A 24,898-nucleotide genomic window follows, 5' to 3' on the forward strand; every position below is an offset into this window, starting at 1 on the left:
GTTCAGGACTGCCGTGGAAACCAGGTACTAGAAAAACTGCTTTTATGAAAAATTTCCGCTCCTTTATTCTCTTAACCGGAACTATTTTAGGCACCCAACTGGCCCTGGCCAATAATGGCACCCAACCTAAACCTGGCAGCGAACTGCCCAAAGAGGAGGGAACGGTGCATGGTTACGTGGTGGATGCAGCTACCAGGAAGCCTGTTTCCGGTGTGGTCGTTTCTGCCAGCTACTCAAAAAAGACGTTCAAAAAAGAAGTGTCAACCGATGCCTCCGGTTATTTTAGACTGGATGAATTGCCGGCAGGGGACGTACTGATCTATTTTGATAAAAAAGGGTACCGCATGCTTAAAAAATCAGCGCTTTGCCTGAAAGAAAAATCTGTTATGAAACTTACGGTTGATTTGCAGGAAGAAGCAGTGGTTTTTGAACACCCCGCACTTCGACTGATTGATGGAATTTTCAACTGAACGTTCATATAAGCTATATTAAAAGAGCCTGGTTCATTTCCAGGCTCTTTTTTTTCACAGTTGATAAGGTTGGTGCAGTTTGGATAAGGTGTATACACCATCGATTGCTAGTCTCGATCGGTAAGAATGTCGAATTTGTTCTGCTTGTTTTGAAGTACTATTTTTTTACCCTTGAAATAGGGCATATATTTTTTGAAAACATTAGCCGGCTGCAGTTTCCCGTCGATAAGAAGGCTGCTTCCATCGTATTCAATACGGTAGTTGGCGACATCGGTGAGCAGGCCATCCCGGCTCATATCGGCAATCATTTCCCGGTAACCGATAAAGGTTTCCTGGGTGGACCTGATTTCCTCTTTTGCTTTTTTTAGTTCCTGCTCAATAGAGGGCAGCGTTCTTTTTAACTCACGCTGAAGGTTCTGTTGCTGCTGCCGGGTATCGGCTTTTACTTGCTGTATTTCTATTTTTAGTTGCTGCATTTCTTTATCCAGTGCTTTCAATTGCGCGTTCATTTCCTTTTCAGTAAGTGCCGACAATTTTTTAATGTCAAGTTCCTTCAGTTCTTTGGCCAGTTGCTGTTTGGATTGTTCAATGGATTCCATGGCTTTGGCCAATGTGCGTTCAATTTCGCCGGAGTTTATTTTTGCCAAGGCAGTCTGGATGCTTTTTTCCACTTCCTGCCAGTTTTTTGCAAGTAATTCTTCCGTCAGTTTTTTTTCTGCTTTCTCCAGTGAAAGGATATGGGCTTCCAGTGATTGAGGTACTGTATCTACCCGCTCATCCTGGTAAGCTGCCGATGCTATTTTGTGTTCCTCTTCAGCGATTCCTTCGCTGATTAGTCCGCCCATAAGACCGTTTCCGTGAAAAAACGGGAATGCATAAGCGGAACATACACTGCCGAATAAAGCAGTGGCTAATAACAGTCCTTTGAATTGATTCATAGTAGTTGGTTGATGAATTACGAATTGGTTCGTATGAAATTACGAATTTATTCGTAAGTAAGGGGTCTTGGGTGGGGATTGGGAAAAAATTAACGAAAGGAAGGGGGAAGGAGGAAGGGGGAGGGGTGGAGGGAAAGGAAAAGACCAGTGCGGGCACTGGTCTTTTATAGAAAATTGAAATTATAGGAGGAGCATCAGGTCATGGCCCATTTCCACAACTCTTTCCAGGTTACTTTTTTACCGTACATAAGAATACCGGTGCGGTATATTTTGGCTGCCAGCCAGGTAGTGCCCAGGAAACCGCCGATCAGCAGGCCAATCGAAAGCAGTAATTGCCAGGCGGGTACCCCGTAAGGTATACGGGCCATCATAACAATGGGAGAAGTAAGAGGAAACAGGCTTCCAAACAGGGCCAGGCCACTATCCGGGTTATTGATCGTCTGCATCATAATAACAAAAGCGAAAATGATGGGCATGGTAATCGGCAACATCAATTGCTGCGCATCCTGCGGATCCTCATTCACTGCACTGCCCACTGCTGCAAAAAGCGAAGAATACAAAAGATAACCACCCAGGAAATACAGGATAAATAGTACAATAATAAGGGTCATATTAACTGACTGCATATTGTTCAGAATGGTGGTAACCATCGAAGCCTTTCCTCCACCGGCATTGGCAACTTCCACCGCACCCTGTACCGTGCCCGCCTGCTCCAATAACTGCGGAAACAGGATCGGTAACAGCAGTTGCAGCGATAACATCAGCACTCCCCAAATCAGGAATTGCACCAGTCCCACAGCGCCGATGCCCACAATTTTACCAATCATCAACTGGTAAGGTTTTACGCTGCTCACCATTACCTCGGCAATACGGTTGGTTTTCTCTTCCATAACACCGCGCATTACCATGCTGCCATAGATAAAGAGTACAATATAGATCAGGAATCCACAGATAAAACCAAGGGCAGTAGCAAACCCGGCATTGCCGGCTTTACCGTCCGATTTTTCGATTTTCAGGTTGATAGAGGTTTTATTGCTTTCCACCTGAGACAGGGTAATGCCCGGCGCCAGCATCTGTTGTAAGCTGTTTTTCTCCAGCGCTTTATTAATGCGGCTTTCAATTTTTCCCTGTGTCATCAATCCCACATTGGTGCGGCTATGGTATTGCAGGCTGTCTTTTTTGCCCAGGCTATCGGGCATAATGATATAACCTGAATATTTTTTGTCTTTCAGGTCCTGCTCCAGTGTTTCGATATTGCTTTGTTTCAGGAAGCTAAATTCAATAGTAGCATCTGACTGAATTTTTCCTTCCAACTGCCCCTTGCTATCAACAATGGCTACGCGAAGATTGTCTTCACCCTTCATGCTGAAATAGATTATTAATCCGTATAAGCCGAAAAGCAGGATCGGCAGCAGAATGGTAGAAAGCAGGAAGGTTTTTTTCTTAACACGCGATAAAAATTCGCGTTGTATAATAATAAATGTCTTGTTCATGTGTCTGTTTTGTTGGATTAGGAGGCGGTTTGCTGAAAGGCACGGGTAGTGGCGTGGGTGCCTTCTACCAGGCGAATGAAAATATCATTCAGGGATGGCAGGATCTCTGAGAAGCCATAAATCGGTACCTGGTTTCGAATCAGCTCTTCCAATACGGTATTGGTGCTGGAATTATCTGTCAGTTGAATGGTGTAAGCAGAACCAGCAGCTGCACCTTCTTCTTCTACGAGGCTGAAATGGCTTGAAGCGGGCAGTTGTATGCCTTTTTCGGACAACAGCGTAAACTGGTGTTTTTTGTAGGTTTGTTTTACCCCCTGTACAGTGCCATCCAGTATTTTTTTGCCTTTATTCACCAGTATAATCTGATCACAGATCTCTTCTACCTGTTCCATCCGGTGGGTGCTGAAAATAATAGTACATCCTCTTTTGGCCAGTTGGTAAATTTCCTCTTTGATGAGGTTGGCATTTACGGGGTCCAGCCCGCTGAAGGGTTCGTCCAGGATAATAAGTTTGGGCTCATGTAATACGGTGGTAACAAACTGCAGTTTTTGTCCCATTCCTTTACTCAGGTCTTCTACTTTTTTATTCCACCAGCTCTGCATTTCAAATTTCTCGAACCAGTTTTTTACTTTATCCAGCGCGTCGGATTTTGATAGTCCTTTTAACTGGGCCAGGTACATCGCCTGTTCGCCGATTTTCATCTTTTTATACAGGCCACGTTCTTCAGGCATATAACCGATGCGTAGAATATCTTCTTCGGCCTGGAAAGGGCGGCCGTCAAAATTTATTTGTCCCTCGTCGGGGTAAAAGATACCTGTAATCATGCGCAGCAAGGTGGTTTTACCTGCGCCGTTCGGACCCAGCAGGCCAAAAATGGTTCCCTGTTCAATGGAGAAACTGATATCATCCACGGCTTTGTGTGCTCCGTAATATTTTTTCAGGTTTCGTACATCCAATAAAGACATATGTGGTGTTGTTGGTTTAGTGTTTAAATGTTCTGCAGTATTGGATGCGCTGAAAGCGGATTTATTACACCAGTCGGCGAAAAAAATTATCGCCGCAGCGTATCCACCAGTTGCAGTGCAATTCGTTCCCCGTCCATAGCAGCGCTTACAATACCACCTGCATAACCGGCGCCTTCCCCGGCCGGGTATAAATTTCTTACCTGCGGGTGGTTCAGCAACTCGGGGTCTCTGGGTATTCTTACGGGCGATGAAGTGCGTGATTCGGTGGCTACTACCACGGCATCGCGGGTATAGTACCCCCGCATTTTCTGGCCAAAGGCGGTAAAACCCGCTGCAAGGCTCTTAAATACAAAATCGGGCAGCAGTTCCCAGAGGGGGGCGGCTTTGATGCCCGGCAGGTAGGAGCAATCGGGTAAATCGGCCGAAAGGCGCTTACTAACAAAGTCGGTCATGCGAAGGGCGGGTGCTACCAATTTGCCGCCACCGGCTGCAAAAGCCTTTTGTTCCACCCTTTTTTGAAATTCGAGGGCAGCCAGGGGAGAGCCATCCTGTTGCCAGTCTTTTTCTTCAATACTCACCACCATACCCGAATTGGCATAGGGGTTATTACGTTTAGAGGGGCTCCAGCCATTTACAACCAGTTCTCCTGGCGCGGTAGAAGCGGGAGCAATTATGCCGCCCGGGCACATACAAAAAGAAAATACCCCGCGTTGGCCCACCTGTTGCACCAGGCTGTAGGAGGCAGGGGGCAGGAATTCACCGCGGGTGGGACAATGATACTGTATACTGTCGATCAGGGCTTGCGGGTGTTCGATGCGTACGCCCAGGGCAAAAGGTTTGGCTTCGATCAGGATCTGCTGCCGGTGCAGGAGTTCAAAAACATCACGGGCCGAGTGGCCGGTAGCCAGTATTACTGCCGCACCTTCATAGCGGTTGCCCGAGGCAGTTAGTACGGCTTTAATACGGCCTGCTTCCAGTTCCAGCCCTGTCATTTTTTCTTCGAAAAGAAATTGCCCCCCGCTTTGCAGGATCTGTTCCCGCATGGCCACCATAATATGGGGCAGCTTATTGGTACCGATATGGGGGTGGGCTTCGTAGAGAATGCGCTCATCGGCGCCGAATTGTACAAAAAGATGCAGGATGCGGTCAATACTGCCTCTTTTATTGGAACGGGTATACAATTTCCCATCGCTATAAGTGCCGGCGCCACCCTCTCCAAAGCAATAATTGCTTTCCGGGTTAACCAGGCCTTGCTTGTTCATGGCAGCCAAATCGCGCCGCCGGGCCCGCACGTCCTTGCCTCTTTCCAATAAAACCGGCCGTATTCCAAGCTCAATCAGCCGGAGTGCGGCAAAAATACCACAGGGGCCTGCGCCTACTATAATTACCTGTTCGGCAGACCGGCTAACATCCGGAAAATGGACGGGTGGGTTGCTCCGTTCCACGAAAGGTTCATCAATAAAGGCTTTGAGTGTCAGGTTTACACGTATTTGCCGCCCACGGGCATCGATCGATTTTTTGAGAATATGGTAACCGGTAATTGCGGAAGCCGCTCTGGCACTGGCATGGGCCAGGTAAGCTGTAATGGCGGTGGGGTTGCCGGCTTCTTCCGGGCTGACCTGGAGGGTGTATTGCTGTTGCATGGTTAGGTAGTTGTCCTAAAACCGGACAAAAATAGGTGGTCTAAATTTAACCGTCGCGTAAAAACACTTCATTTATATTTGCACCCCTTTATTGAGGTGCTGCCACATCAATAAAGTTGTACCTTAAGTGTTCTCTTATGTCCATGTTTTCGTCTGCGTCCATACGAATTGCGGGTCTGTTGGCCCTAGTTTCCGTAGCCGGTTGTGCCGTTTCTTACACGCCTTCCGCCGTACAATACGATACCGTTCGCATTACTGCAAAAGCTCCCAGGAGCCAGGACCTGGAATCCCTGCTAAAACCTTATTCCGATAGCGTAAACAGCAATATGAATACGGTAGTGGGCATATTGGAGCGCGAAATGGAAAAGAAAATGCCGGAAGGTACGTTGAATAATTTGCTGGCCGATGCTATGCTGGCCGAGGCAAGAAAAGAATTCGGAGCGGATATAGCTGCGGCTTTTGTGAATTATGGCGGGGTGCGTGCCGCGCAATTACCAGCCGGACCGCTTACGATTGGTAAAGTTTATGAAATAATGCCTTTCGATAACCTGTTGGTTGTACAGGAACTTACCGGCAAGCTGTTGCAGGAGTTCCTGAACCGGGTTGCAGAAAAAGGTGGCTGGCCGGTGGCCGGGGTGCAGTTCACCATAAAAGATAAAAAAGCAGTGGAGGTGTTGGTAGGCGGTAAACCGCTGGATCCTTCGGCCAGCTACCGGGTAGCTAATTCCGACTATATCGCCAATGGTGGCGATGATTGCAATATGCTGGTCAATATTCCACAAACAAATAAAGGTGTGCTGGTGCGGGATGCTTTCCTGCATTATTTTCAATCCATTACAGCAGCAGGCAAAAAAATAAATGCGCAATTAGAAAACAGGGTGCGGTATGCTCAATAGAAGAAAATTTTTACAAACAGCTTCCCTGGCAACGGGTGCCTTGTTAACCCAGGGGGTACTGGGCCAGGAACGGGAGGAAGATACACCGGTAAACCAACTTACCATCCTGCATACCAATGATGTACACAGCCGTATTGATCCTTTTCCGATGGATGGCGGCAGGAACCAGGGCCTGGGTGGTGTAGCGGCGAGGGCAGAAGTAATCCGCAACATACGGGCAAGTACTGAACAGGTATTATTGGTAGATGCGGGCGATATTTTTCAGGGCACTCCTTATTTTAATTTTTATAAAGGCGAGCCGGAGATCAAAGCCATGGCTGCTATGGGATATGAAGCAGTGACGATGGGGAATCATGATTTCGATGCCGGACTAGAAAATTTTGCCACCCAGTTGCAGCATGCCAATTTCCCGGTGGTAATTGCTAATTATGATTTCACGAATACACCTATGGAAGGGAAGTCCAGACCTTACCATATAATAAGGAAAGGCCGTTTGAAAATTGGACTAACAGGTGTTGGTATAGAGTTGAAGGGGCTGGTGCCTGACAACCTGGCTGGAAACACGATTTATTCGGATCCGATTCTGGCAGCGAATCGGTGGGCAGCTCATCTGAAGCAAAAAGAGGACTGTGACCTGGTTGTATGTTTGTCGCATTTGGGGTACCGCTACAAAGAAGCGAACAAAGTATCGGATGAAATATTGGCACGTGAATCGGCACATATTGATGTGATAATTGGCGGACATACACATACGTTTTTAGATGCACCTGTTGTGTATAAAAATAAATTTGGATCGGATGTAATAGTGAATCAGGTAGGGTGGGCTGGAATCCTTCTAGGCCGCATGGACTTTGGGTTTCAGCGAAATAAGAAGAAAAATTTGGAGGCATCTCACCGTGTAATTATTGGGAAAAAAACAAGTGAGTAAAAAATTTTTTTTTCGAACAAAAAATTTGATATTCGTCCCCCTACGTTAATTTTTTATCAACGTACTACTAACAAAAAAAACTTCACGTTCACAAATGACCAAAACCTTAGATACAGTCTGGAATAGTTGTCTGGAGATCATCAAGGATATCGTGGAGTGGCAGCATTTCAAAACCTGGTTCGAACCAATCAAACCCGTTGAACTCAAAAACACCGTACTCGTTATTCAGGTACCCAGTCAGTTTTTTTATGAGTATCTTGAAGAGCATTATGTAAACCTGTTAGCAAAAACATTGCGCAGGGTGTTAGGGAAAGACGCGCAGTTGGAATATCGTATCATGGTAGATAGTGGAAATCATAAGAACAAGCCATTGACGATGGATGTACCTGCACATGGGTACAAGACCTATGCGAATAATGAAATGGATTTTCCCCTGGTGATCAACAACCCGGTAAAAAATCCTTTTGTCATTCCGGGTTTGAAGAAGATGCAGATCGATCCACAGCTGAATCCCATTTATACATTTGATTCTTATATAGAGGGTGATTGCAACCGGGTAGCGCGCAGGGCTGGTAAAACAGTAGCGGAGAAACCTGGGGCAAATTCATTTAATCCGCTGGTTATTTATGGAGGGGTGGGCTTGGGTAAAACCCATTTAGCCCAGGCTATTGGAAACGAGGTTAAGCGGCAGAATCAGAATAAAGTGGTGTTGTATGTGAGTTCGGAGAAATTCATCAACCAGTTTGTGGATCATAGCCGGAACAATGCCATCAATGATTTTATACATTTTTACCAGTTGATAGATGTATTGATCATTGATGATGTACAGTTCTTCAACCGGGCGGAGAAATCGCAGGATGCATTTTTTGCCATTTTCAATCATTTGCACCAGAGTGGTAAGCAGCTGATTTTGACATCGGATAAGGCGCCGAAGGACCTGGAAGGGGTACAGGAGCGTTTGCTGAGCCGGTTTCGTTGGGGGCTGAGTGCAGATTTGCAGGTGCCAGATTATGAAACGAGGATTGAGATCCTGGAGCGGAAAATGAAGAATGATGGCCTGGATATGCCGCGGGAGGTAGTGAAGTACCTGGCATATAATATCAACAGCAATGTGCGGGAGCTGGAGGGGGCCTTGATTTCGCTTTTGGCACAATCTTCGCTTAATCGTAGGGAAATTGACCTCGATTTGGCCAAGAAAGTACTCCGTAACTTTGTGAAGACCTCTTCCAAGGAAATCACTATTGAAGCCATCCAGAAGATGGTGTGCGATTATTTCGATGTTCCCTACGATAAATTATTGCAGAAAACCCGCAAGCGGGAGATTGTGCAGGCGCGTCAGATAACGATGTACCTGGCCAAGTCTTTTACAAAGAATTCCTTGAAAACCATCGGTGAACACTTTGGTGGTCGGGATCATACGACCGTGATCCACAGTTGCCAGACGGTGAAGGATCTGATGGATACGGATACGATCTTCCGGGAGAATGTGATGGAATTGCAGCAGAAAGTGCAGTTGGCGAGCTTGTAAAAAACAGTGCTAAATATTTGGGTGGGAACCCGTTAAATACTTATTTTTGCGCTCCCTGAATGAGATTCGGGGTCGGTAGGTGAGGTGCCTGAGTGGCCGAAAGGGCCGGTTTGCTAAACCGTTGTACGGGCTTAAACCTGTACCGAGGGTTCGAATCCCTCCCTCACCGCAGGAAATGCAGTCTTCTTTGAAGGCTGCATTTTTTTTGTGCCGTTGGGGGAGTATCGTCCATTTGGCAGTAGTTGATCACCATTCAGTACTCCGGCTTCGCTCATCGTTAAGTGTTTGGTAAGTCCGCAACCGTTCTAACTTCAGTTTAGCTTCGGTTTAGGTTCGGTTTAGCTTCAGTTCAGGAGGGATTTCGGAAAGGGGGGTATTTTTCCCGGTGCGCAGAGAAAATACGGTTTCCCGGAATAAAAAGATTTTCAAAAGATTTATATTGTTGATACTAAACCGTTGAGACTCGAAATGGGACTCATGTGGCGAAGCTATTGGGTGGAGGGCGCTGGAAATTAAAATCTATAAGTTACAATTCGTAGAAACACAACAGCAAGTGTCTTTCTCTGGAAAAAACACATTTGCGCAACCATAATTTACCTGAATGCGAAGAAAGGGATTGATAAAGAATAGTTCAATTTATATAGAAGTACGTCTAATTGCGTAAATAAATGCATTGTGTGCAATGCTAACAATCGAAGCGACCCTAAAATGAGCGTCGAACAAATCAATAAAGTAGATTTCATTAGTACATCCCCCGATGGAGAAATTATGCTCACCATTTTCGACCATTTCCCTTGGGACAAAAAAATGAACATTTAATAATATTGCAAAACAAAATTAGCTCATGCCTATCTTTTATTGAATCTGGACAAGTTTTCAAAGAATATCCAGACCCAAAAAATAGAAATTTAGTTATACAGATCGCCATTAAATATCAACCAGACAATACAGCTTTGCACTTTCTTAAACTCTGTAAAGAGAAAATTCAAGAAATCAATATTTCCTTTTGTTGGTAAACAATTCGATAGTAATTCAAAAAATCACATATAAACACGTTGTGAAAAATGTTTGTGTTTCAATCTAGCAAAATCAGGAGGATCATTTTATTGTACTGCAACCGCTAATATGAATCATTTTTTTGAAACATTTATCAAACCACCGCACAGCGCACAACAGACGGTTTGGCAAAAATTATTCTGACGTACACCTGCACCTTAATAGCGTAATTGAATGGGAATGTTATTCAAAAATGACCGTAAAGGAATTTGACAAGCCCAATAAATTAAAGATGAGCTTGTATCTACCTAAAATGGAACTCGAAGCAATGCAATATGATACAAATTATATATATTATCTGACTGAAATAAATGGAAAGACAGTTTTGAGTTTTGAAATTGGAGTCTTTTCCCAACTGCTAAAAGAAAAAGATTATTATGATACATAAGTGGAGTGGGTTCAAACGACAAAACAGAAAATTAAAAAACATTCCGAACATTAAACAGACTGCTCGAAAAAAGAGAACAACGAACCGCTAACATAGTTTGGCAATATGGCGGCTGAACTGCATCTATGAAACATTTGTGCAAAGTTAAAAGGCATTAATTAATTTATCAACCACCGAAAGAAAGATACCCACATAATTAGTGTGTTTTCTACAATATTTGTTGGATGTATTAGTGTCATTGACTACCTATAGTCGTGATAGATAATCAATAATGTTTTCTAACTATCCTTCAACGTTTTGAGTTTGAGTATGTATTGTGGTCAAACGAATCCGGCAAACAATGGTCTGCTGAAATCGGCGGTCGTGATTAAATCCATTCAGCGCTTGCATATAAAAATGACTTGACCCATTTTAAATCTTAGAGTTACAGATTATCCACCTTATTCAGCAATACGGGGCAATTACTAAATTCTCCTTTACGTTTGCAACATATGATCAAAAAAGTAACTTTATATTTCTGACAAGATTAGTTTCAATCAATATTGCCGTCGATGCCAGTAAATTTTACGAAAGAGGAAGTCTTTCATGCGTATAAAAAACTCAAAAATTATTTTTATCACGACAACACTTCTCAATTCATCAGAAAGAGAATTGCTGACTTCGAAAACAGTATAACAGATAATAACGAAAATGAATACACGAAAGCATTTTGGCTTGAAATGGAAAAGATAGCTAAAATGATAAACAATAATTCAAATGAAGTATGGAAAACTTTCTTTAAAAAAAATATAAACTACTCAATTACTCCAAAATCCTTCAAAAAGAATAACTCCAAAATAATTACAAATAAGAATCTGGAAGAAAACATAATTCTTAAAAGAATTAATGTTTTTATCGATGCAGATATTATTGTACACATTATCTCAGTATTGTGGTTGATTCGGATCGGTCCAGTATTGGAAAAGTTGATTGACCAGGATAGTTATGCATACAAGTTAGAAATAACTAGTGAAGTGGGGGAGCAAGAAGAAAGCATAAATGGCATGAAACTGTACAAGCCGTATTTTATACAGTATCAAACCTGGAGGGATAATGCAATTAAAACGGCTGAACAACTTTTTGAGAATAAGAAAGACTTAGTCATTTTAAGTTTAGACATAAAAGACTATTTCAATTCTGTTAGATTAAATCTCCCCGACCTCCAAAAATTTATCATCGCTGAGGGAGTTGAATCGATGGGTGAAGAGATTAATTCAAGGTTATTCGAATTACTATCGATGATAAATTCTGAATACACCCATAAGATTTCTAAAATTAAAAAAATACCCCAACTTAATGAAAACGAGACAATTCTACCTATTGGTCTTTTGTCCTCCGGTATCCTTGGCAACTTTTACTTGCGAGATTTTGATAAGGAGGTTAAAGAAGCTTTGAATCCTGCATATTATGGCCGGTACGTTGACGACCTTCTTTTTGTACTTACCAATGTCTCAATAAATAGTCTTGCTATTTCCCCAATAAATTATTTTCTAGAAAAATATTTTGTTGGAAGAGATCTATTCATTTTTGACAATCCCTCAGAGTTGAGCGATTTGTTTGATTTTTCTAAAACAAAAGTTGGTGATGGCTATCAATATAGCTACAAATACAATGAACCCGAAGCCAGCGAAACTGATGAATGCAGGATTAGAGAACAGGCCGACCGCGTTCGGTTTGCATTTAAGAGTAAACCAGACCTACTTATACAAAGTAAAAAAGTGGTTCTTCAGGACCTTGATAGTTCGGAGTCGCCTGCCATTTTAAACAATTTCAAAAAAAATATTGATAAAAATCGAAGTGAATTCCGCTTTCTACCTGATGAGGATGAAGCCGAGAAGGAATTTGAAGAAGAAGCTGTCTTTCTTAGGTATAATGATTCAGTCAATAAAATAAGGAGTATAGAGGGGTTAGATGAAGATAAATATGGTGCTTCCAAATACCTAACTGGTAAAATATTTGCAACAAGCTTGAACCTGGAAAAAGCAGACAGTAAAACGTCAAGACAAATTTTAACCTTCTTTCGAGGGCTGATAGGTTTGAATTTCCACAGCCTATGGGAAAAGGTTGCTACATTCTTCTTAATTAATAACCTTCCGGACGAATACATAGAATTTTATCGACAATCAAAAAACGCAATAGAAAAAATAATCTATACCCAATACGATGAACAGGACTTCGAGGGGAAGGTTAAAGAATACTTAGCCAAAGACTTAGAAAGATTTCTAACCATTGCTATGGCTACCCCCCTTGCATATAACTTGGATTTTTTGAATGATCCAAAATTTGATATAGAAAATAAAGAATTGGGAGGCGTTGCGAAATCTATAAGGTATTCAAATATGTTTAGACATGCCTGGATAGGGTTACCTGCTATAAATTACACAAACTACCTGTTCGAAAATAATGGAAGACTAAATCTTCTTAGATATCCCAATATTGACGAAAATCTAGAGGTTCAGCTATTAAAAGATGAGAGAAACCCGGACTGCAAATCATTGGAACTAAATGATAGGCTAAGCCTACTTGCGCCTAAATACGTGCGCTATCACGAAATTAATATTTTACATTTTTTCAAAGTTGTCGAATCAATTAAGACCGAAACAAATAACACAGTCGAAGAAATAAACACCATTAATGATAAGGCCTTTAATCTATATTGGAACCTTAATAATAGGTGGAGGCAGGATCACACTAGATCAACAGGTAGCGAAATAAACAAGGCAAAAGAAAAATACTTTTCAATATATGAAGATGTTTCTACAAATAGTGATAGAAATCGAAATAGAATTGAAAGATTTGTTTCAATAAACGATGCTGGTTCACGAATCTCTAACGAAGACAAAAAGATTGCAGTTGCAAATGTCAAAGTTGAACACTCGAATTTGATGGCAAGCGTTCTAGGTAAACCCAACACTGGCAAGACTCGTCGTAAGGAATTATTTGATTTAATAAATTCTGTGGAAGAAGCTCACTGTGACCTGTGTATCTTACCTGAAGTAAGTATACCCTACCAGTGGCTGAGCCTTTTAGCATATCAGGTTTGTCGCAGAAATATTGGCTATGTGGCCGGGCTAGAGCACTGGATCAATCAACATAAGTTTGCGTTTAATTTTATGGTGACGATTCTTCCGATTAAGAAGAATGGTTATAATACTTGCCTTATAAACGTAAGGCTAAAAAACCACTATTCGCATGAAGAAAAGAAACTTTTAAAAGGCTACCGTTTAATTATCCCTAGTGAAGTTTATCCGGTTCTTTCTAAGACTTATAATTTATTTCATTGGAGGGGGGCATACTTTTCAACTTATAACTGTTTTGAACTTGCAGATATTCAAGACAGAGGTATATTTAAGTCGAAAATTGACTTTATTATCGCTTCTGAATATAATAAGGATGTAAATTATTTTTCAGAAATAGCTGGTTCATGGGTAAGAGATATGCATTGTTATTTTATCCAGGTAAATTCCTCAGACTATGGAGATTCTAGAATATTGCAACCGGCGCAATCCTATAATAGAGACCTGTTGCAGGTCAAAGGCGGAGAAACTTCGATAGTAATGATAGGGATCTTAAAGATTAAATCGTTGAGATGCTTTCAGCTTATGGAATATGATTTGCAAAAGGATCAAAATAGTTTCAAACCCACGCCACCTGATTTTGATAGAAAAAATGTACTTGATCGAATTAATAACAAAAGATTTTGGATTTAAAATTTTATAAATTGATACTTGCCTTTACCCAAGCATGTAACTTTTAGAATAATCGACTTGTATAATTAACTATCCAAAGGTCGAGGTAGTAAATTTGCCCTGTATAAAATATAAAGTAGAGTAAAACGAAAACCTCTACACATGTCAATTAGCAAACTAGAGGGATACATTCTGAATATTGACTATTTGGTTCAATTTTTGTTTAATAAGTACTACTTTTTAAATTTAATTTTCAAAAATTTCGAATGTTGATTTAATCCGATAAAATCGATTGATTTATAGATTGATGTTTTCTTTATAATATCCTCTGGCAGACAGTTGCTAAATTTGGAAAACCAGGATGCTTTCACATGATTTATTGCAAGGTCGGTCATTTCTTCAGCGGAATAGGTTTTTAGTTTTTCAATAAATTTTTGCCAGTCAAAAATCTCTCGTTTGTTATGTTTTTTAAATGATACGTATCGATAAGTTACCTTTAATTCAACTCCCTCCAGCACAAGAGCCATTTTCGCTATGGCACGGTTTATTTTATCTCCACAGTATGTCCAGAGAATGGTACTCATTCCTTCTTCTGATTCTGAAACAACCCAGGTTCCTTGCTGCCAATATATTTCGGAGATACTATTCCGGAAATGCTTTAAGACCAATTTGGCATCTCGATCCAGGAAGGGTAACTCTTCCTGGGAATGTACTATTCTTCCCACTTCCTGGGCTACTTCAAATGGAATATCTGAGCCATGGTAGGTTACCCATCTGGGGGGAATACCTGATCTGTTTTCCACGGCTTTAACACGCTGCATTTCATGATCGATTTCTTTTGCCTGCCATTCTTTGCCCCCTAGAATGAAGACAAATGGTTTAGTCAGGGTTTGAACAAATGCTGTATCCAATGTTCCAATGGTATTTTTGCCGTTTACCACTTCATACATCGGACCACTATCGAAAATGGCAAATAGTGGCCGGTAGTTCATTTTAAGAAATTCGGTCTCGGTTTGATCTCCGGTTACCAACAAATCAGCGCCCAGTTTTCTTAAATAGTCTCTTTCAATCATATAGGTAACTAATTCGTCAAATTCTAACCGGGATATCGAGGAGAAGCAATAAACGTTTTTTAAAATTTCCCAGCATTTATCCGGTGTTATTCCTTGTTTTTGGAGTGTTAAACAGATAATCTGATGTGCCAGTATATGGAATGCTTTTTTGGGGAATAATACGTTTTCAGAAATGCCTTGCAATCCTAGATTGACACTGGCAATGAGCAGCAGTAGTTCGTCCTCATCACTACAAAATCCTCTAAAGAATTGTGGCTTTCCTTCTCGCCGGCCTGTCCTTCCTACCCGTTGCAGAAAGGAGCCGGCACTTGCCAATCCTTCAATCTGAATTACTTTGTCGAGTTCTCCGATATCAATTCCCAATTCAAGGGTAGAAGTAGATATGATCGCATTCAGATCTCCTTCGCCTTTTTCTATTTTTATTAATCTTTCCGCCTCCTCCCGCATGAATTTACTGACTGAAGAATGGTGCGTTCTTACTTTTAATGGGTACTTGTGTCCATTTTTTTTTTTAATCTCATTCAGTTTTCCTGCCAGGGCCTCAGCAAAGCTTCGGGATCGGGAAAACACAATTGATTTATGGCGAATCAGTTCACTGTAGAGAGCTACATCCATTCCCTCCCCATCGTTTTTGAAAAACTTAACCTGAAAATCCTTTTCTTTTTGTTTCTTGCTGGCAACTTTAATGGCCATTCCTTTTCTGTGTGGTTGTAACCAACGCATTAATTCTTCCGGATTTCCAATAGTAGCCGTAATAGCGATCCGCTGAACTGGTTGGTTTAGCGGGTTTGTTAATCTTTCCAGTAAACTAACCAGGTGAGATCCCCTTTCAGTTAAGGCGAAATAGTGAGCTTCGTCAATTACTATTGTTTCCAGGTTGGCAAAAACATTGAACCAGTTTGCTTTTCGTAGGAGAATTGCTTCCAGCGATTCCGGGGTTGTAAGCAAAATGTCGGAGGGAAATAACATCTGCTTGATCTTATCCGTTTGGCTGACATCTCCATGCCATTTGAAAGCCTCCAGGTAGCATTTTTTTGAATAATCGCATACCCGAAGAGCCAGGTCGTTTAGTAAGGCTTTTAAAGGAGCGATATACAATACTTTTATCCCTTGGTTTTTATTTGTAGCGATCCTTGATAATAGTGGAAACAGCACTGCTTCTGTTTTACCACCGGCGGTAGGGGCTTCAATAACACAATCCTGTAGGTTATAGATCGGATCAAATGCCTGTTGCTGGATGTCTGTTAATCCACCCCGCCACTTATCCGCTACATGATCCTGCAAGCGGGGATGCAATTGATGTATCATTGTTCTGTGTGTTTAGTTGGTGTAGAATAGGTGGGTGTCTGTGGATCTTTTTTGAGAAATTGGGCAAGAGAAACCCCTCTGTTTTCTTCGCAGAGATCCAGCATTTGTATAAACTCCCGAAGAATAGGACGGGGTTTTCTGTCTACTACTTCATCTCCCGACATAGTCCAGTTATGTAACAAGTCTGAAATTGTAACATCGTCTGCAAACTGGCTTGCATCCCAGTTATAGGCATTTCCGTAGAGGTCCCTGACCTTATGTAAAACATGGCTTAGTCTTTCCTTGTTCAGGGCTTCCAGGCGGATGATGGGTTGCCGCATGCTCACAAAGGATTGATGGTCTACCCGGGACATAACTCTTTCTGACAACGCTTCGTAACTTTTTAAGCCATAACGTTCATCTTCAAAGAATTCATCGGTACCGGTAAACACCAGTAAACAGCCAGGAAGTGCATTTCTGCCAGCTTCATCAATTAGTAATCGCAGGGTTTCCAGTGCTTGTTCTCTTTGGCGGGCGTGTGGAAATTTCCGGATCAATTCCAGTTCATCCACCAGCAGCAGCAGCCCTTTATACCGGGCTCCGCTTATGATTTTTAACAAGGCACGCATCCGGGGAAATACATTATTGGCTTCCAGGTTACCTTTTACACCGATTTCGCGAAGTGCCTGGGCGGAAAGGGATCGGCTGCCTGTAATCCAGGAAACGGCATTTGAAACCAACTCCATATTTCCACTTACTTTCCCTTCATAAAAGGTTCGCAGCGCCTGTGGAAATCCGGGTTCGATATCGTTTAAACTGGCAAGTTCTGATTCAATGGTTCGATCCACTATCTGGTTCAGCTTTTCCTGGTTGGCCGAATTATCTGGTGTTAATTGTTCCATTTTTGCAGTTTTGGTATAGATATTCAGCAACCAGGATTCCAGGATATCTACCAGGGCGCTGGAATCTGTTTTTTCCGGAGTTCTTAAGCCGGCAATTAAACCGGAAAAGAAGATCGGCAGATCTGATAAAGGCTGGTCGTGCCCGATATTGATAAAAGAGACAGCGTATTCCTGGTCCAGCGCATATTCTTTCAACCAGCTGCACAGGAATGTTTTACCGGAACCGTATTGTCCCCTGATGAATTTGAAATGCGACTTATCAGCGGCAACTTCTGCTAATAATCCTGATAAGTGTGTCCGGACAGTTGGTTGTCCCACTGCCAGTAAGGCAAGATTATGGTTCGGTACCACTCCGTGGCGCAAGGCGTCAATAATATCGCGGGCGGATTTGCGCTCTAATATATTTTCATCCTGGATTTCATTGCCAGCCCATTGGTAGATATTTGCATTCTGAATACTTTTTATCTGAACAATTTTTTTGCCAAACCGCTTCATTTTAGCTATCAGTTCGGCCATGTTGGCTTTATGTAAAAACCAGCCAAGCCGGTGTTTGACAACTATCCGTTCAATATCCTGCTCGGTTATGGATTTGGCATCTTTGAGTATCGCCACTACAACTTTTTCGCTGTGATCCAGCTCCGGATATTTCTGATTCACCTCCTGCCAATTAGCAGGTAGGGGGATCTGCTCTTGAAAATCCTGTTCTATATTAATTTCGGAGGCAGGAAGCAGCATAGGAGCGGTAGGAAGATCAATGGTAGCGTCTGCAGGTGCAAACGGGGTAAGTTGATTTGAAATTGAACTTGGTATATGGTCTATGATCCGGTCTACCAGTTCTTGTTTTGCTCCCGTACTGTGCAATCCTAGTTTACGACATAGTTGTGACAGGTCTTCTTTCCTTAGTTGGCTGAAAATGGCTCTTTCTGACCAGTTGCTTTCTACAATACGTTTTACTTTTTCTTCCTTGGTGCCGCTAACCATTAACTCGTTTTTGTACATCACATCATATAACTGCTGGCCGGTAAGGTTTAACAGTATCCTGGCGTAGTTATCGGCATTCATTTCCCTGGGCTCCGGTTCTTTGGGTACAATCGATGTTGGTTCTTCTATACTCTTTTCTTTTAAATCGCCCGCTGTATCAAAGAATTCAATGATATTGGCAATTACCATATTTTTTAGCCCACTGCTGGAAATATTGTTTCTTCTGCATATATCCCTTAATGATTCGAGGCTATAAGCATTTAAAATTTCAGAGGGCGGAATTAAACTGTTAAGCAGGCGATCAATTATCTGGTCCTTATACCCGCTAACATTTAATGCAAAGAAACTAAGCGCAACGGTTAGTTCATCTTTACTTAAGGTATTTAGTAGTCGCTTGAAGGCGTTATCGGATATTTCAATTCCAAATACTTTTTTAATACGTAGGGCTACTTCCTCAGCAATGACATAAGAGCTGTCAACTGCTAATAAAATACCTGTGCTCAATAAATGGTTCCTGGCGGCGTAATATTCGTGTTCAAGGTCCCAATTGCCCAGGATGGATTCATCGTGCATAAGTACGAAGTGTTCTCTGTCCCAGATACCCAATTCTTCTTTTACCAATTCCAGGATATGTGCTTCGCTGTGATCGATGATGCCATCGTTTTCCCATGCTTTTTTTAGAATTTTGATATAAAGCTGGGGGTATTTTTCCTGGGTTTTTTTATTTGATTTGGCTGCTTCTTTCAGAAGGCTTGTGTTTTCCAGTACCCTGGCTTTAAAACCCTCCACGTCAGACATATAGCCGGCGGATTGCAAAATGCTGTTCAGGATAGCGTACGTGGGTGGGCGACCGTAAAGGATTTTGTCGGAGATATAGGACTGTGAGCTAAGGGCTGAAACAATTTCCTGTACAATTACCGGCTGTGGCAGTCTTAAGTTAATGGCTTCATCAACTTTGTCGGATGAGATCTGATCAAGTACAACCGTGTCGTACTTCAGGAGTATTTCTTGAAGGTTCATAGAAGGGCTGGGGGTTATATGGGATAATCAATATTTTTTGGCATAAACAAACCCATTCAATAATAGCTGGCTGGTGATTTATTAACCTGCAGTAAGGCTTTGCCGTTAGTTTCGAAATTAGCTCTGCGCCACTATGATTTTTTACGGGTTTCCGTAATTCGGGGGAAGGCGCCTTGGTATAGCCGCTTGGCACTTCTGAAAACAAGGCCTGCATTTTCTGCATGCTCTTTGGTCATGAGCAGGATGATGTTGATACCCTGAGCAGCATTCCTTCAGAAGCTATCAGGGGATATTTTGCGCGCTTGCTGCTGTTTGGGTATCGTTTTGCTATTTTGTGGGTAATGTGGAAGGGGGGAAGGGGTGAGTTAGAGGTTGAAGATGGAAGCAACTATTACCAGTAAAAGAATTGCTTTTGCAGGCATTCGGGCCTTAGTGACAAATACAGTATAGGGTAGGAGTGGGTCTTTCTGATAAGGGCCTGGCTCCGTTGAGGTAAGTATAAGGCATCGGATAAGAGCGGACAAAAAACTCTTTTAACGGTAAACCACGTGTTATCCATCAGTCATCCTTCAGTGGTTGGTCAGTTCCTGTAAGGAAAACTAGGTAAATGATTGGAGGATGAGAGTTTTTAGGTTAAGGTCTGGGTTACAATATTGGGCAGGAGTATTAAGAGCCTGATTGCTAATTTTGCCATGCTGTCACGTTATTCGATCTTGCCCTGCAGGGTATTAAAAATGGTGCGGACGGCCTGAATATCTGTTAACGATTGCTTTTGACAGTTACACCCACGCCCAAGAAGTTGCTTTTTCTTTTATACGGTGCATGTTTTCTGTGAGATTGCAAAAGTATTGATGCTAATAATTGTAGTATAGTTTTATGATGTTCAGTAAGATATGTGTATTTATTATTATATTATTGGTTTCTGTACTTCTTAAAAGCCAGTTGGTGTATTTTAATCATTCAAAAACTTCTTTGTAATTTTTAATCAGCTTATTTTTTGTCTGATAATCAATATGATAGAAGGGTGTGTTCAATAATACTAATTAAGTTAGCATTTTTACCGTGTTTTAACGGTTGCTTTTCTTTGAAAATCTAAAATATTTTCACATTCCTTAAATAACCATTTGCTCAAGTTGTTATTGCTTATGAAACAAATCATTAATAGACCTATAGTAATAGGATTTTGGATTGTTTATTTTTTGCTGATTCAATTCGTCTCCTTCGGACAAGAGAATCCGTTTAATGAAGTAAGTATAGCATCGCCAAATGCTGCATCATTAGGTAAGTTTGTTGATGCTCCAGTAAACCTTCATACAGGAGTTCCAACTATTGGAATTCCAATTTATACAATCAAACAAGGTCCTATCGAATTACCTATTTCATTAAGTTATCATGCCGGTGGATTAAAAGTAATGGAGCCTGCTAGTTGGGTAGGAGCAGGTTGGGCATTAACAACAGGTGGTTTCATTAGTAGAACTGTTCAGGGAATTCCTGATGAGGCGCAAACAGGTGCCGGTCCTGCAGTAAATAATAATATGGGATCACATTTAACCAATAATGGGTACCATAGTTACATGGAAGTTGAAGGAGTATCTGCAAGCCCTAAATTATTAGACTTAAATGCAGGAAGATGTGACGGTGAGCCAGATATGTTCAGCTTTTCTTTTGGCACCTATGCTGGAAAATTTATTTTTGGTGAGGATAGAATGCCAATTCTCCTTCCGCAACAAGATTTAAAGATTGAATATGTCTATGAGGCTGGCTTTAATAAGAGTATTGATGCATTTATCATAACAACACCTGATGGTATAAAGTATTTTTTTGGTGCAACGCCATCTAATACTGATACGGATCCTGTGGAAAGAACAAATCCATGGACTGCTATTAATGGAATGAACCCTACAGCTGCTACCTCCGCTTGGTATTTAAACAAAGTTCAAACACATGATGGAGTGTTTCAGATACTATTGGAATATGAATCAGAGTTATATTCTTATCCAACAATTTCAATGATGTCATTAAGTAATTCAGAATTGAATTCATCAACCAAAAAAGAATATGCGCTTGTTAAAAACATCACCTATGGTGTAAGATTAAAAAAAATAACATGGACAGACGGTGAAATGAGATTTATTCCTGGATCAACACGTATTGACCTTGCTGGAACCTCTTCAAATGGACTTAACGATGATGAACCGAATGTTTCGGCGAAATCTTTGGATTTAATTGAGATTAGATCTTTAGATAGTTCATTTTGTAAAAAAATAAAGTTCAATTACAGCTATTTTTATGATGCAACAAGCCCATTAAATGGAACTATTTCGAATCACACTATTAATACGGATCGTTATAGATTACGTCTCGATTCAATTCAGGAATCTAGTTGCAATAGTTTAATTAAGATACCTCCTTATTATTTTGAGTATTACACTGAAAAGGTTCCTAGAAGATTGTCATTTGGTCAGGATCATTGGGGGTACTACAATGGGGTAATTAATAATAATACTCTGATAGCAAGTTATACGCTTGATAAATATACAAATGTATCCATGGCGAATCGTGATGCGAATTGGCCTGCTATGCGGGGTGGGACACTGCGAAAGATAAAATTTCCTACCGGTGGTACACACGAATTTGAAATGGAGCCACATAGGACCTGGGTTAGCTATAACAAATACAACCAAACATTGATACACAATAAAGGTATAGGCTTTGATGGCTCTTACGTCCCCTCATATACAAGTCCATATTTTAATTTTACTGCCAATTCCTATAAGATAACAATAAGTATAAGTAGTTCGCTGCAGACAACCAATATGTCGGCTACCGTTTATCTTCAGAATACTTCAAATTCAATAATCCATCAGATCAATGTGAACAATTCAACCAGAAGTAATAGCTTGACATTTGAAGTTCCCCCTGGACAATATTATTTGTATTTAGTTATGTCAAACAGGAGTACTGGCGAAGGATGTTCTATCAATTTGTTTGAAATGCAGCCATATCAATATGAAGCAAATGAAATTGTGGGTGGGTTGCGAATTTTGAATTCTAAAGTATCAGAAAAATCTGGTAGTGAGATTGTAACAAATTATACTTACTTAGATGGTGTTAGATCAAGTGGAATCTTGTATATGCGACCAACTTACGTTCAAGTAATACGCAATGATAATCTTGTTTATGTTCCAAAAGTATTATCTAACGGATCTGTTAGTTATGAATTAAATCCTTGTAGTTCAAATGGTTGTGAGTCTTGTGATTTTGGTCCAACTCGTAATTATTATGTATCGGCAGCACCAATTCGTCCAATGGAGAATACTCAGGGGCAACATATTGGGTATAATGAGGTTAAAGTGTCGCAGGTAGGAAATGGATATAAAATTTATAGGTTCTACGGTTCGAATTTTTGGGATTTTGATTATTCGGATGTGGCTCATCGTAATGTTACTCCCAAAGCTGCATGTAGTTTAACAATTCCGAATTTTCCTGAAGCGCCGCCCCCTATTGACTTTAAACGAGGTGAATTGAAATACACGGGCAGTTATGATAATTCAGGAAATTTAATTGAGACAAAAGAAATTATTCCAGAGTATCAATCTTCGGAGATTTTTACGCCTGGTATTATTTCATATAAGCTTACGCCTCCATCTACATTTATTACTGCAACTGAATACAAGATTATTTCTCAAAAGAAAATAAGATCAACGGAAATTACTAGAAAGTATGAAATTGGTGGACATGTTCTGAGTAATACTGTTGTAACTGATTTTTCAAGTAAATGGCATACTTTTCCTACAGTTATTAGCAGGTCCAGTTCCAAAGGAGATATCTTAAAAACAATTCGTAAATATTCTCTTGATTTTCAAGCCCCTTTGAATGAGGGTTTATCCAGTTGCGTATTTGAGTATAATACTGCGGTTGATGCTGAGAATAGTAATTATTCCAGTATTCATGCGGCTTGTTCCACTGATGAGTGCAGGGGACTTGCACGCAGAAATCATTATGCAAATCTGTATACTATCCGTAGAAATTATATTGATTGTAGAAAGAACAATTTTACAAATAGCAACAATACTTACTTTACAAATCTTGTTAACGCAAAGAATGGCGGAGATGTTGAGTTGAAGCCTATTTATGATTTATGTCTCAATGGAAGGAACTTAGTTATTGAAGAGCAGAATTTCAAAAATGATTTATTGATTGGTTCAATGTATTATAAGCAGAATTATTCAGTTGCATTACCTCAAATTGTTCATACTGAAAATCAGTTTTCTATTCCTTTATTAGCACCTTCTATTAGTTTTACGCCCGTTCAAATTTCAGGAAGTACATTAAATAGAGATGCACGTTATGAGTTGGATGCTTCTTTAGTGATGCGAGGTAGTAGTGTTGTAAATGAAGTTAAGAAACGGGGAGGGTATGCGGTGTCGTATATATATGACTGGTCCAATACTCGGGTAACGGCAGAAGTGTCTGGTGCATCTTTGTCAGATGTAGCATTTACGTCATTTGAAAAGTTTGGAGTTTCTACGGATGGGGGGTGGTCAGGCACAATCACTCCGTTTAATGTTACTACTAGTAATGTTCGTACGGGTTCCTACTGCTCTACGGGAGGGGGAGGGTTGGCAAAATCAGGATTGGATCCAACAAAGACTTACGTAGTGAGTTATTGGCGGCGATCAGCCAACAGGATTTCAATACCTGGTAGTTCAGGTCAGCCGTATTCGAGTTCTAGTACTCCTGTAGACGGTTGGTATTTTCATACACAGTTTGTAAATGGGGTTAGTTCTGTAGTGGTGAATTTTTCTTCAATTCCAATCGATGATTTACGGTTGTTTCCCGTAGGTGCATCAATCAAGACTTATACGTATGGCCTTGGCAATATGATTACTTCTACAGCTGAGACGGATGGGCGACTAAATTTTTATGAGTACGATCAATTGGGTCGATTGCTACGTATCCGGGACAATGAGGGTAAAGTGGTAAAGCAGTTTAAGTACGAGTATTATAATGCCAGCAATTAAACCGAATCGACTGATATGCGTTCGTTATGTATAAATATTGCGTGTTTGCTGCTCAGCTGTTTGTTAGTGCCTGCTCAGGCCCAGCGGGTAAGTTGGAGCGAGCGTGCGGAGCAGGCGCTGACCCTTCCGAACAAACTACTGGGTAAACTGGGCCAGCAGGCGGCGAAGGCAGAAAAACGGCAGGCGCAACAAAGCCAAAAATATTTAGCCCGTATTAAGAAACAGGAAAAGCGCCTCTATAAGGAGCTCTATAAAAAAGACAGCACGCAAGCCAAGAAGTTGTTGGGGAACATCGATTCGGTGTATGCAGCGTTGGAGCAATCCACCGCTGAACGGGCAAAGACCAGTGGAGCTCGAGAACACTATTACAGCAGCCGGCTGGACAGTGTGAACAGTTCGCTTCGTTTCCTGGCCCAGGAGCAGTTACCGGGAGTCCGTCAACAGCTTCCAAAAGAACTTACCACCTCGCTGGGATCCTACAACGCGTTGCAACAACGCTTTACGCAAAGCAGTTACGTTGAGCAGCACCTGCTGGAACGCCGGCAACAGCTGCTGAGCCAGTTAGCGAATACGGGCCT

General features: G+C 41.3%; 14 protein-coding genes, 1 tRNA gene and 1 pseudogene. 10 read left to right on the top strand and 6 right to left on the bottom strand.

Features of this window, described 5'->3' with window-relative positions; all coding sequences use genetic code 11:
• Nucleotides 1-44: 44 nt before the first annotated feature.
• On the top strand, nt 45-470 hold the full coding sequence (locus A1D16_RS04730) for a carboxypeptidase-like regulatory domain-containing protein (RefSeq protein WP_290708100.1): 426 nt from the start codon (nt 45-47) through the stop codon (nt 468-470).
• Nucleotides 471-577: 107 nt separating this feature from the next.
• On the opposite strand, the gene A1D16_RS04735 is transcribed toward A1D16_RS04730, so the two are convergent.
• The 4 genes from A1D16_RS04735 to A1D16_RS04750 all read right to left on the bottom strand — a co-directional run bounded on the left by A1D16_RS04735 (nt 578) and on the right by A1D16_RS04750 (nt 5,509).
• Entirely contained in the window at nt 578-1,408 is an 831-nt protein-coding gene (locus A1D16_RS04735) for a hypothetical protein (protein ID WP_290708101.1), read from the bottom strand.
• Between the two features lie 194 nt (nt 1,409-1,602).
• The gene (locus tag A1D16_RS04740) at nt 1,603-2,901 is read right to left on the bottom strand and encodes an ABC transporter permease (RefSeq protein WP_290708102.1); all 1,299 of its coding nucleotides are present in this window, start codon (nt 2,899-2,901) and stop codon (nt 1,603-1,605) included.
• A gap of 17 nt (nt 2,902-2,918) precedes the next feature.
• Nucleotides 2,919-3,866 carry an ABC transporter ATP-binding protein gene (locus A1D16_RS04745; protein WP_290708104.1) on the bottom strand — a complete coding sequence of 316 codons (948 nt, stop codon included), beginning with the start codon at nt 3,864-3,866 and terminating at the stop codon, nt 2,919-2,921.
• 86 nt (nt 3,867-3,952) lie between these two features.
• On the bottom strand, nt 3,953-5,509 hold the full coding sequence (locus A1D16_RS04750) for an FAD-dependent protein (RefSeq protein WP_290708105.1): 1,557 nt from the start codon (nt 5,507-5,509) through the stop codon (nt 3,953-3,955).
• A 137-nt stretch (nt 5,510-5,646) separates the two neighbouring features.
• Between A1D16_RS04750 and A1D16_RS04755 the strand changes: the two genes are divergently transcribed.
• The 6 genes and pseudogenes from A1D16_RS04755 (at nt 5,647) to A1D16_RS04775 (ending at nt 14,054) form a co-directional block, all read left to right on the top strand.
• The gene (locus tag A1D16_RS04755) at nt 5,647-6,405 is read left to right on the top strand and encodes a 5'-nucleotidase C-terminal domain-containing protein (protein WP_290708106.1); all 759 of its coding nucleotides are present in this window, start codon (nt 5,647-5,649) and stop codon (nt 6,403-6,405) included.
• A complete protein-coding gene (locus A1D16_RS04760) occupies nt 6,395-7,333 on the top strand; it encodes a metallophosphatase (protein ID WP_290708107.1) in 939 nt (312 codons plus the stop codon). Before A1D16_RS04755 ends, A1D16_RS04760 begins: the two co-directional genes overlap by 11 nt.
• 94 nt (nt 7,334-7,427) lie before the next feature.
• On the top strand, nt 7,428-8,861 hold the full coding sequence (dnaA, locus tag A1D16_RS04765; RefSeq protein ID WP_290708108.1) for a chromosomal replication initiator protein DnaA: 1,434 nt from the start codon (nt 7,428-7,430) through the stop codon (nt 8,859-8,861).
• A 78-nt stretch (nt 8,862-8,939) separates the two neighbouring features.
• Nucleotides 8,940-9,030: transfer RNA gene (locus A1D16_RS04770), tRNA-Ser, on the top strand.
• Between the two features lie 539 nt (nt 9,031-9,569).
• Nucleotides 9,570-9,877: pseudogene (locus tag A1D16_RS21690) on the top strand (DUF6572 domain-containing protein).
• 979 nt (nt 9,878-10,856) lie between these two features.
• Nucleotides 10,857-14,054: an RNA-directed DNA polymerase gene (locus A1D16_RS04775; RefSeq protein ID WP_290708109.1), complete on the top strand. Its 3,198-nt coding sequence runs from the start codon at nt 10,857-10,859 to the stop codon at nt 14,052-14,054.
• 212 nt (nt 14,055-14,266) lie between these two features.
• Here A1D16_RS04775 and A1D16_RS04780 read toward each other — a convergent pair whose 3' ends face one another.
• Nucleotides 14,267-16,414: a DEAD/DEAH box helicase gene (locus A1D16_RS04780; protein WP_290708110.1), complete on the bottom strand. Its 2,148-nt coding sequence runs from the start codon at nt 16,412-16,414 to the stop codon at nt 14,267-14,269.
• Complete coding sequence (locus A1D16_RS04785) at nt 16,411-19,296, bottom strand: BREX system ATP-binding domain-containing protein (protein ID WP_290708111.1); 2,886 nt, start codon at nt 19,294-19,296, stop codon at nt 16,411-16,413. Before A1D16_RS04785 ends, A1D16_RS04780 begins: the two co-directional genes overlap by 4 nt.
• A 221-nt stretch (nt 19,297-19,517) precedes the next feature.
• On the opposite strand from A1D16_RS04785, the gene A1D16_RS04790 reads away from it, so the two are divergent.
• From A1D16_RS04790 to A1D16_RS04800, 3 genes are all read left to right on the top strand, one after another.
• Complete coding sequence (locus A1D16_RS04790; protein ID WP_290708112.1) at nt 19,518-19,697, top strand: hypothetical protein; 180 nt, start codon at nt 19,518-19,520, stop codon at nt 19,695-19,697.
• A gap of 744 nt (nt 19,698-20,441) precedes the next feature.
• On the top strand, nt 20,442-24,320 hold the full coding sequence (locus tag A1D16_RS04795) for a hypothetical protein (protein WP_290708113.1): 3,879 nt from the start codon (nt 20,442-20,444) through the stop codon (nt 24,318-24,320).
• A gap of 45 nt (nt 24,321-24,365) precedes the next feature.
• On the top strand, nt 24,366-24,898 hold a 533-nt coding region (locus tag A1D16_RS04800), incomplete at its 3' end, for a hypothetical protein (protein ID WP_290708115.1).

Origin of the sequence: Flavihumibacter sp. CACIAM 22H1, from assembly GCF_001601815.1 — a bacterium.
GTDB lineage: Bacteria > Bacteroidota > Bacteroidia > Chitinophagales > Chitinophagaceae > Flavihumibacter.

Coding starts and splice junctions, on each gene's coding strand:
- A1D16_RS04730 (WP_290708100.1), top strand. CDS start 45: ATGAAAAATTTCCGCTCCTTTATTCTCTTAACCGGAACTATTTTAGGC.
- A1D16_RS04735 (WP_290708101.1), bottom strand. CDS start 1,408: ATGAATCAATTCAAAGGACTGTTATTAGCCACTGCTTTATTCGGCAGT.
- A1D16_RS04740 (WP_290708102.1), bottom strand. CDS start 2,901: ATGAACAAGACATTTATTATTATACAACGCGAATTTTTATCGCGTGTT.
- A1D16_RS04745 (WP_290708104.1), bottom strand. CDS start 3,866: ATGTCTTTATTGGATGTACGAAACCTGAAAAAATATTACGGAGCACAC.
- A1D16_RS04750 (WP_290708105.1), bottom strand. CDS start 5,509: ATGCAACAGCAATACACCCTCCAGGTCAGCCCGGAAGAAGCCGGCAAC.
- A1D16_RS04755 (WP_290708106.1), top strand. CDS start 5,647: ATGTCCATGTTTTCGTCTGCGTCCATACGAATTGCGGGTCTGTTGGCC.
- A1D16_RS04760 (WP_290708107.1), top strand. CDS start 6,395: ATGCTCAATAGAAGAAAATTTTTACAAACAGCTTCCCTGGCAACGGGT.
- dnaA (WP_290708108.1), top strand. CDS start 7,428: ATGACCAAAACCTTAGATACAGTCTGGAATAGTTGTCTGGAGATCATC.
- A1D16_RS04775 (WP_290708109.1), top strand. CDS start 10,857: ATGCCAGTAAATTTTACGAAAGAGGAAGTCTTTCATGCGTATAAAAAA.
- A1D16_RS04780 (WP_290708110.1), bottom strand. CDS start 16,414: ATGATACATCAATTGCATCCCCGCTTGCAGGATCATGTAGCGGATAAG.
- A1D16_RS04785 (WP_290708111.1), bottom strand. CDS start 19,296: ATGAACCTTCAAGAAATACTCCTGAAGTACGACACGGTTGTACTTGAT.
- A1D16_RS04790 (WP_290708112.1), top strand. CDS start 19,518: ATGCTCTTTGGTCATGAGCAGGATGATGTTGATACCCTGAGCAGCATT.
- A1D16_RS04795 (WP_290708113.1), top strand. CDS start 20,442: ATGAAACAAATCATTAATAGACCTATAGTAATAGGATTTTGGATTGTT.